This is a genomic window from Streptomyces sp. NBRC 110035, assembly GCF_000829695.1.
Taxonomy (GTDB): domain Bacteria; phylum Actinomycetota; class Actinomycetes; order Streptomycetales; family Streptomycetaceae; genus Streptomyces.
On sequence record NZ_BBNN01000023.1, the window covers coordinates 128516 to 141957 of the forward strand.

The 13442-nt window shown below is 71.5% G+C and carries 13 protein-coding genes; 5 read left to right on the plus strand and 8 right to left on the minus strand.

Features of this window, described 5'->3' with window-relative positions; translation table 11 throughout:
- The first annotated feature begins 30 nt into the window (after positions 1 to 30).
- From TU30_RS13530 to TU30_RS13540, 3 genes are all read left to right on the plus strand, one after another.
- Positions 31 to 1005, plus strand: a complete 975-nt coding sequence (locus TU30_RS13530; RefSeq protein WP_042169076.1) for a daunorubicin resistance protein DrrA family ABC transporter ATP-binding protein — start codon at positions 31 to 33, stop codon at positions 1003 to 1005.
- A complete protein-coding gene (locus TU30_RS13535; RefSeq protein ID WP_370626645.1) occupies positions 1002 to 1862 on the plus strand; it encodes an ABC transporter permease in 861 nt (286 codons plus the stop codon). The genes TU30_RS13530 and TU30_RS13535 overlap by 4 nt, the downstream gene beginning before the upstream one ends.
- Positions 1863 to 2037: 175 nt before the next feature.
- Positions 2038 to 3573, plus strand: a complete 1536-nt coding sequence (locus TU30_RS13540) for a cellulase family glycosylhydrolase (RefSeq protein WP_042169077.1) — start codon at positions 2038 to 2040, stop codon at positions 3571 to 3573.
- Between the two features lie 532 nt (positions 3574 to 4105).
- On the opposite strand, the gene TU30_RS13545 is transcribed toward TU30_RS13540, so the two are convergent.
- Positions 4106 to 4483, minus strand: coding sequence for an ATP-binding protein (locus TU30_RS13545; protein WP_234307856.1), 378 nt, complete (start codon positions 4481 to 4483; stop codon positions 4106 to 4108).
- A 181-nt stretch (positions 4484 to 4664) separates the two neighbouring features.
- On the opposite strand from TU30_RS13545, the gene TU30_RS13550 reads away from it, so the two are divergent.
- On the plus strand, positions 4665 to 5534 hold the full coding sequence (locus TU30_RS13550; RefSeq protein ID WP_042169079.1) for a helix-turn-helix transcriptional regulator: 870 nt from the start codon (positions 4665 to 4667) through the stop codon (positions 5532 to 5534).
- Positions 5531 to 5713 (plus strand): DUF397 domain-containing protein, encoded by a 183-nt coding sequence (locus tag TU30_RS13555; RefSeq protein WP_042169081.1) that lies wholly within the window; start codon positions 5531 to 5533, stop codon positions 5711 to 5713. Before TU30_RS13550 ends, TU30_RS13555 begins: the two co-directional genes overlap by 4 nt.
- Before the next feature lie 69 nt (positions 5714 to 5782).
- On the opposite strand, the gene serC is transcribed toward TU30_RS13555, so the two are convergent.
- The 7 genes from serC to TU30_RS13590 form a co-directional block, all read right to left on the minus strand.
- Positions 5783 to 6901 (minus strand): phosphoserine transaminase, encoded by a 1119-nt coding sequence (gene serC / locus TU30_RS13560; RefSeq protein ID WP_042169083.1) that lies wholly within the window; start codon positions 6899 to 6901, stop codon positions 5783 to 5785.
- 128 nt (positions 6902 to 7029) lie between these two features.
- On the minus strand, positions 7030 to 8283 hold the full coding sequence (locus TU30_RS13565; RefSeq protein ID WP_042169085.1) for a cytochrome P450: 1254 nt from the start codon (positions 8281 to 8283) through the stop codon (positions 7030 to 7032).
- Positions 8280 to 9515: a cytochrome P450 gene (locus TU30_RS13570; RefSeq protein WP_042169087.1), complete on the minus strand. Its 1236-nt coding sequence runs from the start codon at positions 9513 to 9515 to the stop codon at positions 8280 to 8282. Before TU30_RS13570 ends, TU30_RS13565 begins: the two co-directional genes overlap by 4 nt.
- Positions 9512 to 10147 carry an ATP/GTP-binding protein gene (locus TU30_RS13575; protein ID WP_042169088.1) on the minus strand — a complete coding sequence of 212 codons (636 nt, stop codon included), beginning with the start codon at positions 10145 to 10147 and terminating at the stop codon, positions 9512 to 9514. Before TU30_RS13575 ends, TU30_RS13570 begins: the two co-directional genes overlap by 4 nt.
- Positions 10128 to 10475, minus strand: a complete 348-nt coding sequence (locus tag TU30_RS13580) for a DUF742 domain-containing protein (protein WP_042169091.1) — start codon at positions 10473 to 10475, stop codon at positions 10128 to 10130. The genes TU30_RS13575 and TU30_RS13580 overlap by 20 nt, the downstream gene beginning before the upstream one ends.
- The gene (locus TU30_RS13585; protein WP_042169093.1) at positions 10472 to 10879 is read right to left on the minus strand and encodes a roadblock/LC7 domain-containing protein; all 408 of its coding nucleotides are present in this window, start codon (positions 10877 to 10879) and stop codon (positions 10472 to 10474) included. The genes TU30_RS13580 and TU30_RS13585 overlap by 4 nt, the downstream gene beginning before the upstream one ends.
- A complete protein-coding gene (locus TU30_RS13590) occupies positions 10876 to 13167 on the minus strand; it encodes an ATP-binding protein (protein WP_042169095.1) in 2292 nt (763 codons plus the stop codon). Before TU30_RS13590 ends, TU30_RS13585 begins: the two co-directional genes overlap by 4 nt.
- Positions 13168 to 13442 lie beyond the last annotated feature (275 nt).

Consider the following 13442-nt stretch of genomic DNA (forward strand, 5'->3'; position numbering starts at 1 on the left):
CGGTGTACCCGGTTATCGGAAGGGGGACCCATGAACGACGGTTACGCGGTGCGGGCCGAAGGGCTGGACAAGCGGTACGGCGAGAAACGCGCCCTCGACGGCTTCGATCTCGCCGTCCGCACGGGCACCGTGCACGGCCTGCTGGGGCCGAACGGCGCCGGCAAGACCACCGCGGTACGCATCCTGTCGACGCTGGTCCGGCTGGACGGGGGGCGGGCCACGGTGGCCGGTCTCGACGTCGGACGGCGGGCGCGTGAGGTGCGGGCGCGGATCGGGCTCACGGGGCAGTACGCCGCCGTGGACGAGGTGCTCACCGGGCGGCAGAACCTCGAGATGTTCGGGCGGCTGTTCCACCTGGGCGGGAAGCGGGCCCGGTCGCGGGCCACCGAACTGCTGGAGCGGTTCGACCTGAGCGGCGCCGCGGACAAGGGCGTCGGCGGATACAGCGGAGGCATGCGGCGGCGCCTGGACCTCGCCGCCTCCATGATCCTCGCGCCGGCCGTGCTCTTCCTGGACGAGCCGACGACGGGGCTCGACCCCCGCAGCCGGAACGAGGTCTGGGACTCCGTACGGGCGTTGGTCGCGGACGGCACGACCGTGCTGCTCACCACGCAGTACCTGGAGGAGGCCGACAAGCTGGCCTCCCGCATCACCGTCATCGACCAGGGGCGGGCCATCGCGGACGACACCCCGGACGGGCTGAAGAACCTCGTCGGCGGCGACCGCATCGAGGTCGTCGTCGCCGAACGGGCCGACATCCCGCGGGTGGTGAAGGTGGTGTCCCGGGTCACCGACGGCGAACCCGAGTCGGACGAGAGCGAGTTGCGCGTGCACGCCCCGGTGACGGACCGGGTGGCCGCGCTGACCGAGGTGGCGCGCACCCTCCAGGACGAGGGGGTGCGGGTCGAGGACATCGGCCTGCGCAGGCCCAGCCTCGACGACGTGTTCCTGCGTCTCACCGGCCACCGCACAGAGGTTTCGCAGACGAAGGGGGCCGCCGCGTGAGCGCCGTCGACCTGGCCGGCCCGACCGGCCCGACCGAACCGACCGGCCCGACCACCGCACCCGTCGCGCGCAGCCGCGCGTACTGGGCGCTCTCCGACTGCTGGAACATCGTCCGTCGCGGCCTGACCCACTACCGGCGCCAGCCCGTCAACATCGCCTGGCAGCTGGGCTTCCCGATCCTGTCGGTGCTGCTCTACGGCTACGTCTTCGGCAGCGCGATGAGGGTGCCCGGCGGCGGGGACTACAAGGACTTCCTGATGCCCGGGATGTTCGTGATGACGATGGCGTTCGGCTTCATCAACACCGCGACCATCGTGGTGTACGACGCCACCAAGGGTGTGATCGACCGGTTCCGCTCGATGCCGATGGCGCCGTCCGCGGTGGTCGCCGGGCGCGGGGTGACCGATCTGGTCGTGGCCTGCGCCGAGTTGGGCATCCTCGTGCTCACCGCGCTGGCCATGGGCTGGCGGCCGGACGGTGGCTGGGGCTTCCTCGCGGCGTTCGGGCTGCTGCTGTGGCTGCGGTTCGCGCTCATCTGGCTCGGGGTGTGGCTCGGACTGATCGTGCCCAACCCGGAGGCGGCGGGCGGGCTGTTCGCGGTCGCCTTCCCGCTGACGATGATCTCCAGCATCTTCGTGGCCCCGCAGCTGATGCCCGACTGGCTGGGCTGGATCGCCGGCTGGAACCCGATCTCGTCCACGGCCGCGGCCACGCGTGAGCTGTTCGGTACGCCGGTCGGCGGCGGCGACTCCTGGGTCGAACAGCACGCGCTGCTGATGGCGGGGGTGTGGCCGCTCGTCCTGACGGCGGTCTTCCTGCCGCTCGCGGTGCGGAGGTTCCAGCGGCTCAGCCGGTGAGCGGCTGACCGGGTGTGACGCGGGCATGAGGCGGACACGGGGCGGGCGGTGTTCGAGAGGTGAACACCGTCCGCCTTCTTGACGTGTCCATGCGGCATGGCTTGCATGGAGGACGCGGGGTAGTGGGAGCGCTCCCATTCGTTCCGGGCCCGCCCCTCCGAGAGGAAGCAGCGACATGTTCTGCAGCTTGCGAAGAGCGCTGTGCGTGGCCGTGGCGGCGTTCCTGTTACCGCTGGCGGGTGTGCAGTCGGCCGGCGCGGCGGAGCCGGGCGACGGCACGGCCCGTACGGCGGCGGCCGGTGAAGGGTACTGGCACACCGACGGCCGTCGGATCCTGGACGCGTCCGGGCAGCCCGTACGCCTCGCCGGCATCAACTGGTTCGGCTTCGAGACCGACGTCCACGTGGCCCACGGCCTGTGGGCCCGCGACTACAAGGGCATGCTCGACCAGATCAGGTCCCTCGGCTACAACACCGTCCGCGTCCCCTACAGCGACGACATCCTCAGGCCGGGCACCCTGCCCGACAGCATCAGCCACGACGGCATCAACACCGACCTGCGGGGCCTGACCTCGCTCCAGGTGCTGGACCGGATCGTGGCGCACGCGGGGCGGGCGGGCCTGAAGATCGTGCTCGACCGGCACCGTCCGGACGCGGCAGCCCAGTCCGCGCTCTGGTACACCGACGCGGTCCCCGAGGCGACGTGGATCACCAACCTCAAGGCACTCGCCGCCCGTTACGCAGGCGACCCGACCGTCATCGGCATCGACCTGCACAACGAGCCCCGCGACCCCGCCTGCTGGGGCTGCGGCGACACGGCGCGCGACTGGCGGCTGGCCGCCGAGCGGGCCGGCAACGCGGTGCTGTCCGTCAACCCCGAACTGCTGGTCTTCGTCGAGGGCGTGCAGTCGTACAACGGGGTCAACGGCTGGTGGGGCGGCAACCTGATGGGCGTCGCCGAGCACCCGGTCCGCCTGGACGTGCCGGACCGGCTCGTCTACTCCGCCCACGACTACGCCACCAGCGTGGGCCGGCAGCCCTGGTTCGAAGACCCCTCCTTCCCCGCCAACATGCCGGGGATCTGGGACAGGTACTGGGGCTACGTCTTCAAGCAGGACATCGCCCCGGTCTGGCTCGGCGAGTTCGGCACGACCCTCCAGTCGGGCGTGGACCAGCGGTGGCTGTCCGCACTGGTGTCGTACCTGCGGTCCACCCCGGAGCACGGGGCCGACAGCTTCCACTGGACCTTCTGGTCCTGGAACCCCAACTCCGGTGACACCGGGGGGATCCTCAAGGACGACTGGACGACCGTGGACACGGTGAAGGACGGGTACCTCGCGGGCATCAAGGCGCCGGGATTCGCGGCGGGCGACCCCGGCGATCCGGGTGACCCCGGCGACCCCGGTGACGGGGCCGAGTGCGCCGCCGCCTACACCGTCAGCAGCGACTGGGGCGGCGGCTTCAACGCCGAGGTGAAGGTCACCAACACCGGGACCGTGCCGCTGGGTTCCTGGAAGGTGACGTGGACCTGGAGCGGGAGCCGGCGGGTCACCAGCATGTGGAACGCCTCCTACACCCAGTCCGGGGCGACGGTCACCGCCGTCAACGCCGGACACAACGGAGCGCTCGCGGCGGGTGCGTCGGCGAGCTTCGGCTTCGGGGGGACTCCCGGCGGCGGGAGCGTACCGGGCGTGAGCTGCGAGGCGATGTGAGCGACGTCTGATCAGGACCCGGCACAGTATTCCGGACACGGTGCCGGGTTTCCTGCCGACGCAGGCCGTACGACTGATGCCAGGGGGCGTGAGTTCCAGGAAAGGTCCGATTCACCCGTCGCCGATACGCTGCCTGTATGGGGCAGCTGGTGCTTCCACCTGCGGATTTCCGGCTCTACGGGGAAAGTGGCCCTCACGGAGGGGGAGCTTTCGGTCACGTGTCCACACGGTGGCTGGATGGCTTGCTGTCTGGCTCAGGTGGCGCGACACTGGGCGGTCGAGGTCCTATGTGTTTTTTGGAGAGCACTCAAAGGATCTTGCTCTCGTAGACCCCCGGTGTGCCGGGGGTTTCTGCGTTTCTGGGCGCCATCCGTGTCGAGCCACACGATGCCATCGGTACCGTGGTCGGGAAGCCAGTGCTGTGACAACCGCCGGTAGGACTTCGCCACAGCCCTCACTGGATTCATCTTCGGGGTCCCGGTCGTTCACCTCGTTCAGCGGCGCGCTCCGGGAGCGCCGACGGGGGAGTGCGTCAAGAAGTCGCCGGAGCATGAGCCCTCGTTGTCTCCGGGAGTGTGAAGCGGGCCCACACGCACTTCGTGTACGGCTCCTGCCCGCATCCCCACGCGTCGGCCAGCGCCTCCACGAGGATCAGTCCGCGTCCGCCTTCTCCGCCGGGTGCCGGGCGGCGCGGCCGGGGGAGCCGGTCCCGGTCGGGGTCGGTGACCTCGAGGACCAGTTCGGCTCCGTCCAGGGTGAGGGTGACGCGGACCTGCGCGCAGGAGACACGGCAGTGGAGCACGGCGTTCGTGACCAGCTCGCTCGTCAGCAGGACGACGGTGTCCGTGAGTTCCTCCGCGACGCCCCAGTCCGCGAGGGCTTCGCGTAAACGCCGCCGAGCCGCTGACACGTGTCGCCTGTGCTGGGGATGCGGAAGGTTTCGGTTGAGGGCATGGCGTGAAGGTAGGGCTGAAATCAGGGCGGATGCAATGCTCTCAAGTGAATGCATTCAGTTGTCCACTCGATCGAGTGATGGAATTTCGGAGCTGACGGCCCGTGCGGCATCGTTGCGTTCGGACGAGGGAGGTCTCATGCCCGCAGGTGGACGGCCGACGGTGCGCAGCAGGCGCCTGGGTACGGCGCTGAGGCAGTACCGGCTGGCCGCCAAGCTCGACCAGCCGCAGGCCGCCGAGGTCATCGCGTCAAGCCAGGCCAGAGTCAGCCGACTTGAGACCGGACACGTCACCGCGCGCGTCATCGAGGTGCGGCTGCTGCTGGACGCGTACGGGGTCACGGACCCGGAAGCGCGAGCGAAACTCGAGGAGTTGGCCAAGCACTCCAAGAAACGCGGCTGGTGGCTGGAGCACGCGGCGCACCTGCGCCCGGACTACCTCGACCACATCGCGCTGGAGGACGACGCGACGTACATCCGGGAGTGGCAACCGGTGCTCGTCCCAGGGCTTTTGCAGACCCCGGCTTATGCCGAGGAGATCACGGCGGGAAGCCCCAACTGCATCGCCCCGGACCGGGTTGCCCAGTTGCTGAAGGTCCGGGAGGCGCGGCAGTCGAAGATCGAGGAGGGTGGGGCAACCTACTCCGCCATCCTCTGGGAGTCAGTCGTCGCACGTCCGCTGGTGCGCGTCGAGATTCATCGGGAGCAACTCGCGGCGATCCTGGAGATCGCCCAGCGGAAGAACGTCACCGTGCAGGTGCTGCCGTCCAGTACGGGCGTGCTCGGAGCGGTGACGTCTGCCTTTTCCACGTTCAGCTTCGACTCCGAGCCGGTGGTGGAAGCGGTGGCCCTGGAGAACCTGAGAGGGACGTCGGTCCTCGAGGGTTCGGAAGACCTCACCGCTTACGCCAATATGTACGACCTACTACGATCGTCGGCACTGGCGCCGGACGCGAGCGCGAGGCTCATCCGGAGCGTACTGCGGAGTTTGAAGGAAGACGCATCGTGACCGAGGTTATAGGCCCCTTCCGGAAGTCGTCCTACTCCCAGGCGGAGAGCAACTGCGTCGAGGTCGCCGAAACGGCCCCAGGCGGCCCGGCCGTCCGTGACAGCAAGCAGTGTGAAGGAGGCCCCCTGCTCACCGTCTCCCGCGAGAGCTGGCAGGCTTTTCTCCGCCAGTTCGCGTAGGCATCGGGTACACGCAGGGCGCCCGGCGGATCACCGCCGGGCGCCCTGCGTCGTTGTGCCGGGGGACGGTTACAGCTGCCCGATGACGTAGTCCACGCACTTCGTCAGGGCCTCGACGTCCGCCGGGTCGACCGCCGGGAACATCGCCACGCGGAGCTGGTTGCGGCCGAGCTTGCGGTACGGCTCGGTGTCGACGACGCCGTTGGCGCGCAGCACCTTGGCGACCGCGGCGGCGTCGATCTCGTCCGTGAAGTCGATGGTGCCGATGACCTGGGAGCGCTTCGCCGGGTCGGTGACGAACGGGGTCGCGAACTTCGACTCCTCGGCCCAGCCGTACAGGCGGGTCGACGAGTCCTTGGTGCGGCCGGTGGCGAAGTCCAGGCCGCCCTGGCCGTTGAGCCACTTCAGCTGCTCGTTCAGCAGGAACAGGGTGGCCAGCGCCGGGGTGTTGTACGTCTGGTTCTTGCGGGAGTTGTCGATCGCCGTGGGGAGGGAGAAGAACTCCGGGACGTGGCGGCCGGACGCGTGGATCCGTTCGGCGCGCTCGATCGCGGCCGGGGAGAACACGCCGATCCACAGGCCGCCGTCGGAGGCGAAGGACTTCTGCGGGGCGAAGTAGTAGACGTCCGTCTCGGCGATGTCCACGGGCAGGCCGCCGGCGCCGCTGGTCGCGTCCACGAGGACCAGGGAGCCCTCGTCGGCGCCGGGCACCCGCTCGATCGGCATGGCGACGCCGGTGGAGGTCTCGTTGTGCGTGAACGCGTAGACGTCCACGCCGGCCTCGGCGGCGGGCGTGGGGTGCGTGCCCGGGTCGGCGGCGACGACGGTCGGCTCGGCGAGCCACGGGGCGAGCCTGGCCGCCTTGGCGAACTTGGAGCTGAACTCGCCGAAGGCGAGGTGCTGCGACCTGTTCTCGATCAGGCCGTGGGTCGCGACGTCCCAGAACGCGGTGGAGCCGCCGTTGCCGAGGACGACCTCGTAGCCGTCGGGGAGCCGGAACAGCTCGCGGACGCCCTCGCGCACCTCGCCGACCAGGTTCTTCACCGGGGCCTGGCGGTGGGAGGTGCCCATCAGGGACGTGCCGGTCGCGGCCAGCGCGTCCAGCGCCTGTGTCCGCACCTTGGAGGGACCCGCACCGAAACGACCGTCGGCGGGCTTGATGTCAGCAGGAATCCGGATCTCAGCCACGACGGGAGCCTAGCGGCTCCGGGAAACCCCGGTGAAACCTCGTCCGTCGGCTGAGACGCGGATCCGAGGGGCGGTCGCACCGCTGGACGGGCGGGAAACGTCCGTCCAGCGGTGCGGCCCCGGGCGGGTCAGCCCAGCGTGACCGGAAGCTCGTACAGGTCGTTCTGCGTGACCACCGGCTTGTTGCGGAGTGCGGACGCCCCGACCGCCAGGTCCAGCTTCGGGAAGCGCGCGTACAGGGCCGGCAGGGCCACGCCCGCCTCCAGGCGGGACAGGGCCGCGCCGGGGCACACGTGCGGGCCGTGCCCGAAGGCGATGTGCCGGTTGGCGCTCTCACGGGTGATGTCGAAGACGCCGGCGCTCGGGCCGTGCGCCCGCTCGTCCCGGCCGAGCGCGGCGTACGACACGATCAGCGCCTCCCCGGCCGGGAGGACGGCGTCGCCGACCGGTACGTCCTCGGTGGCGAAGCGGATCAGTACGTGGGAGGTGGGCGTGGAGTACCGCAGGGTCTCCTCGACCACCGCCGACCAGCCCACCTCGCCGGACAGCACCCGGGCCCGCTGTTCGGGGTGGAGGGAGAGGTTGACCACCGCGTTGACGATGAGCGAGATCGTCGTCTCGTGACCGGCCGCGATCATCAGCTGGAGCGTGGAGACGATCTCCTGGTCGGTGAGCCGGTCGCCGTTCTCGGACGCCTCGATGAGCGCGGACGTCAGGTCGTCGCCGGGGTTCTCCCGCTTGTGCGCGACCGTCTCCGTCATGATCTGCGCCAGTTCGGTCAGCGTCGCGACGACCTCCTCGGGCGGGGTCTGCGTCGAGAAGAACTTCTCGAACAGCTCCTTCAGCCGCGGCAGCCGCTCCTCGGCGAGCCCCATCAGGTCGGCGACCACGTACATCGGCAGCGGGTAGGCGAACAGGGCCTTCAGGTCGACCGTCGGGCCCCGCTCCTTCGCCACCCGGTCCAGCAGGCCCTCGGTCAGCTCCGTGATCCGCTCGCGCATCCGCTCCACCCGGCGCACGGTGAGCGCCTGGGCGACCAGGGTGCGCAGGCGGCGGTGGTCGGCGCCGTCCACGGTCAGCATGGAGCGGCCCGGGTTCGCCAGTCCGATCAGCGGCCAGTCGTTCGCGATCTCGCCGCGCTGCCAGGCGCCCCAGACGCCGATGTCCTTCACCACCCGGGGGTCGGTGAGCAGTTTCTTCGCCTCGGCGTGGTGCGTGACCGCCCACACCGGCACGTCGCCCGGCAGCACCACCCGGGCGAGGGGGCCCGCGGCCCGTAACGCCGCGCTCTCCGCGTCGAGATCGGTGACGAACGGGTCCAGGGGGATCGGGTTCCCCCCGGTGCCGGGCGCGGGTGTCTGTGTGTCCGTACCAGCCGTCATGGGTGCGAGCCTCCGTGGGCGGGAGTGGGTGTGAACGTGACCGGGAGTTCGGACAGCCCGCGCAGCCACGGCGACGGGCGGCGGGTCAGGGACGCGGCCGGCACCGTGAGGTCGATGTCCGGCAGCCGGTCCAGGACCACCTCGATGCCGGTCCGCGCGATCACCTCGGCGATCTCCTGCGCCGGGAACGGGCACCGGTGCTCCCCGTGGCCGAAGGAGAAGTGCGCGCTGTTCCCGCCGGTCAGGGCCGAACCGTCGGGCCGCACCTGGGGATCGGAGTTGGCGCCCTGGAGGCCGAGGAGCACCAGGTCGCCGGCGCGGATGCGGCGGCCGCCCAGCAGGGTGTCGCGGGAGGCCCAGCGGCCGGCCACGTTCTGCGAGGGAGTGTCCTCCCACAGCACCTCGTTCATCGCCTCGGCGACGCTGTTGCGGCCGCCGAACAGGGACGCGGCGAACCGCTGGTCCGTCAGCATCAGGTGCAGGGAGTTGCCGATCCAGTCGGCGGTCGGCTGGTGCCCGGCCGCCATCATCACCATCAGGTCCTGGACGATCTCCTCGTCGGTGAACCCGGCGGTGTCGGCGAGCATCCGCGACGCCACGTCCTCGGCGGGTTCCTTCCTGCGCGCGGTGACCAGTTCGGTCATCGACGTGAACAGGTGGGTCTGCCCCGCCAGCGCCCGCTCCCGCCCGTCGATCATGTCGTTGAGGGCGGTGACGAGCGCCGGCCCCTGCTCGTCGGAGAAGCCGTAGAGCCGGGCCAGGACGCGTACCGGCAGCAGCATCGCGAACTCGCCGATGATGTCGGCAAAGCCCTGGGGACAGATGCCGTCGATCAGTTCGTCGGCGAACCTCTCCGTGTACCCGCGCAGTTCGAACGGGTCCACCGCCTCCAGCGCGTGGGCCAGCATCCCGGCCCGCTCGCGGTGCCGCTCGCCGACGGTGTAGAGGATGGAGGGCTGCTTACGGCCGATCATCGGAAGCAGCGGCCAGTCGTCGGGGATGACGTCCCACTGGTTCCACAGCTCGGAGTCGCGGCTGAACAGCACCGGGTCCCCGGTGATCTGGTGCAGTTCGCGGTAGCCGAGCACCAGCCAGGCCGGTACGCCGCCGTCGAGCAGCACCGGGACCACGCTGCCGTGCTCGCGCCGCATCTTCCGGTACGCCCCGGCCGGGTCGTTCTGGAGCAGGGGGCCGCCGAAGCGGACGACGTTGGGGACGGAGGCAGGGCTCACACCAGCTCCTGACGGGAGACTCGGGCCTGGTCGGCGTAGAGGGCCTGGACGTGCTCCACCAGCGTGATCAGCACCAGCTTGCTGGACTCCCGGGACCGCGCGTCGCAGGTGACCAGCGGTACGTGCGGGTCGAGGTCGAGTGCCTCGCGGATCTGCTGCGGGGCGAAGGCGGGACCGCCGAAGTCGTTGCAGGCCACGATGAACGGCGTGCCGTGCTTCTCCAGCCGGTCGATGGCGTACCAGGAGTCGTCGATGCGCCGGGTGTCGACCAGGACGACCGCGCCCAGCGTGCCCGAGAACAGCCGGTCCCACAGGAACCAGAAGCGCTCCTGCCCCGGTGCCCCGAACAGGTACAGCACGTTGTGCCGGTCCAGGGTGATGCGGCCGAAGTCGAACGCCACGGTGGTCGCGGTCTTGCCGCTCACCGCGCTGATGTCGTCGACGGCCTCTCCGGCCCTGGTCATCGTCTCCTCGGTGCTGAGCGGACGTATCTCGCTCACCGAGCGGACCATCGTCGTCTTGCCGGCACCGAAGCCGCCCACGACCACGATCTTGAGGCCGTTGTCGGCCGACGCGCCCAGCGGCGTACGTGTCTCGGACGGCGTACACGTCTCAGAGGTTGCGGAGTCCAACGAGCACCTGCTCCAGGATGTCGGGGTCGGGTAGGGCCGCCTTGCGGGGGTGACGGGCGCTGACGCGACCCGACGCCTGGAGGTCGGCGAGCAGGACGCGGGTGATGCTCACCGGCAGCTTCAGCTCGGCCGCGATCTCCACGACCGCCGTGGGCCGTTCGGTCAGCCGCAGGATCGCGGCGTGCTCGGACTGCATGCCGGGCACCGGATCGCACTCGGCGACGACCAGGGTGACCAGGTCGAAGGGGTTGTCGGCCCCGGACCGGCTGCGCCCGCCTGTGACGGTGTACAGACGATCGGGTGCGTCGTCCCTGCCCGGCCTGCTCATGAGCTGCGCGGGGGAGCGGTCAGGTGGTCCCCGAGTTGCTCCACGAGCTCGCTCATGTTGTGCCCGATGAGCCCGGCGTCGGCGTCCTCGCTGGTGACCAGGGCCAGATGCGCGCCCTGGCCGGCCTCCACGATGAACAGCACGCCGCCGTAGAACTCGGTCATCGCCGAGCGGACGCCTCCGCTGCCGTCGCCGAACTCCACGGACGCGCCGTGCGACAGCGACTGGATGCCCGCGGCGATCGCGGCGAGCTGGTCGGCCTGGTCGGCGGAGAGTTCGGGGCTGCGGCACAGTTTCAGGCCGTCCCTGGACAGGACGAGCGCGTGCCGCGCGCCCGGTGTGCGCTCCAGCAGGCCCTCTATCAGCCAGGTGAGCTTCTCGTCGGCGGTCGTCGTGCCGGTCATGAGGTGGTGTCGCCTTCCGGGGTCGCGGGAGTGGTGGGGGTGGCGTGCGGGGCGGCCCCGGACGGGGCGCCTCCGGTGGCTTCGACGGCTTCGGTTCCCGGGGCTGCGTCCGTGACCGTGGCATGCGTGGCCGTGCCGTGTGCGGGGGTGGCGCGTACGGCCTGGCGGAAGCTGCTGAAGCGGGCCGTGCGGGCCTTCGTCTCCTCGGCGCCGGACGGCGCCTGGCGCGGGGAGGCGGTACGGTTTTGGGAGCGGGCGCGCTCGGCCTCGGCGAGGGTCCGGCCGCGGCTGCGGCGGGGGAGGACGAGCGGGGGTTCGGCCGTGTCCGCGTCGGCGCCGGTGGCCTTGCCGGTGCCCGGGGACTCGTGGGTGGGCACCGGGTCGGGGTCGAGGTCGGCCGCCGCGCGGGACGCCGCGTACGAGTGGCTGGGCGTGGAGGAGGGACCGGGCGTCTCCCGGTCCGTCTCCGTCCGGGGCACGGCGTGCGTGTCCCGGACGTCCCGGACCTCCTGGGTGCCGGGTCCCTCGTGCGGGGTGCTGCGGTCCGTCTCCGGGGCCGTCCCGTCGGCGGGGTGGGCCGCCGGTGTGCCGGCCGGTCGGGCGCGACGGCGCTGCGGTAGGCCGTCCGCGGTGGAGGGCCCGGGGCCCGTGGCCGTTGGAGTCCGCGGCTGCCCGGCCACGGGGGTCTCCGGCTCGGCGGCGGTGGGCGGCTGGACGGACCGGGTGTGCGTCGCGGTGCCGGACGGGGTGCCGCTGCCGGTGGTGGTCGCCGTGGCGGTACGGGCCGCCGGGACCGTCGTGCGGGGGAGCGAGGGCTTGGGCGCGTCCTGCTGTACGAGGAGGTCCTGCGGTACGAGCACCAGGACGCCCGTGCCGCCGCGGGCCGAGGGGCGGTACGAGACCCGGAGTCCGTACCGCTGGGCCAGCCGGCCCACCACGGCCAGGCCGAGCCGTGTGCCGGTGAGGCCGCCGAGCCCGGCCGTCTCGCCGGCGACCGCGCGTTCGGCGCGCCGCAGCTGGGCCTCGCCCATGACGAGCCCGCTGTCCTCGACCGAGACGATGACCCCGGCCGGTACCTCCTCCACGTAGACGTGGACCTCGGCGGTCGGCGGCGAGAAGTTGGCCGCGTTGTCGAGGAGTTCGGCGAGCGCGTGCATCACGCCCTCGGCTGCGTGCCCGGCGACGGCGACGTCGGCGGCGGAGTGGACGCGGACCCGCCGGTAGCCGCTGATCCGGCCCATGGCGCCGCGCAGGATCGACTCCATGCTGATCGGCCGGGCCCAGCGGCGCCCGGAACGGGCACCGGTGAGGACGGCGACGGAGTCGGCGAGCCGGCCCGCCTGTGCGGTGCGGTGGTCGAGGTGGAGGAGGTCGGCGAGTACCTCCTCGTCGTGGTGCTTGTCCTCCATCGCGCGCAGGTCCGCGAGCATGCCCGTGGACAGGGCCTGCATCCGGCCGGCCGCGTTGGCGGTCGCGGACAGGGCGGCCGCGCGGGCGCTGTTGGCCTCGCGCAGCCGGACGGCGAGCCGGGCGTTCTCGTCGATGTGGCGGTCCCGGTCCCGGGACAGCCGCTCCCGCTCCTCGCCCAGCCGGTCACGTTCCTCGCGGAGCCGGTCGCGCTCGGCGGAGTGCTCCTGGAACAACGCGGCGGTGTGGACGGCGTGTTCTTCCTCGCGTCGGCGCAGTTCCCCGGCGTGCTCGTCGGCGAGCCTCGCGAGCGAGGCCGCGTGGTCGTCCGTGAGCCGGGTGATCTCGGCGGTGTGCTGCTCGGTGAGCCGGGCCCGTTCGGCGATGTGGTCGTCGGTGAGCCGTGCCCGCTCGGCGGCGTGCTCCTGCGCCAACCGGGCGGTGGCGATGTCGTGGTGTTCGTTCAGGCGATCGCGTTCCGCGGCCAGGGACTGTGCGAGGTGGGCCCGCTCCTGGTCCAGTTCGGCCGACAGGCGGGCCCGTTCCCGGGTGAGTTCGCCGGTCAGCCGCTCGTGCTGGCGGCGGTACTCCTCGGCCTGCCGGGTGCGTTCCTGGATCAGCCGGTCGACGTCCGCGTTGGCCGTTCCCAGCCGTGTGCGGAGCGCTCGCGCGGACAGGACGGCGTGGGTGGCCCAGGTGACCGCCGCACACAGCAGCAGGGCCGCCACCGTCCCGGTGGTCCCGACGGCGCCGCGTGCGGGTTCCGGTCCCAGCGTCACCGCGACGGCGACCGCGCCCGCGGCGAGCACCAGGGTGAGCAGGGGGACGGGCAGCAGGCTGCGGGGCGTGGGCCGGTCGCCGGGGAGCAGGGGGGAGGTCATCAGTCAGGTCCTCGGTCGTGTCCTCGGTCGGTCCGCGGTCCGTTCGTGGTCGTGCGCCGTTCGGTCTGCGCGGCCTTCGGGCGGTTCCGGCAGCCCACGGCTGTCCGGCACCCGGGTCGCCGGGCACCCGCTCGCCCGTGTATCCGCCCGACCACGTGCTCGGCCGCACGCGAGCGGCCGTCCACGTGCTCGACTGCCCGGCCCCCGCTCGAACGCCACTGTACGAACAGGAGCCGTCACGGGTGCACAACCCGCGGTCACTATAGGGGAGTTCG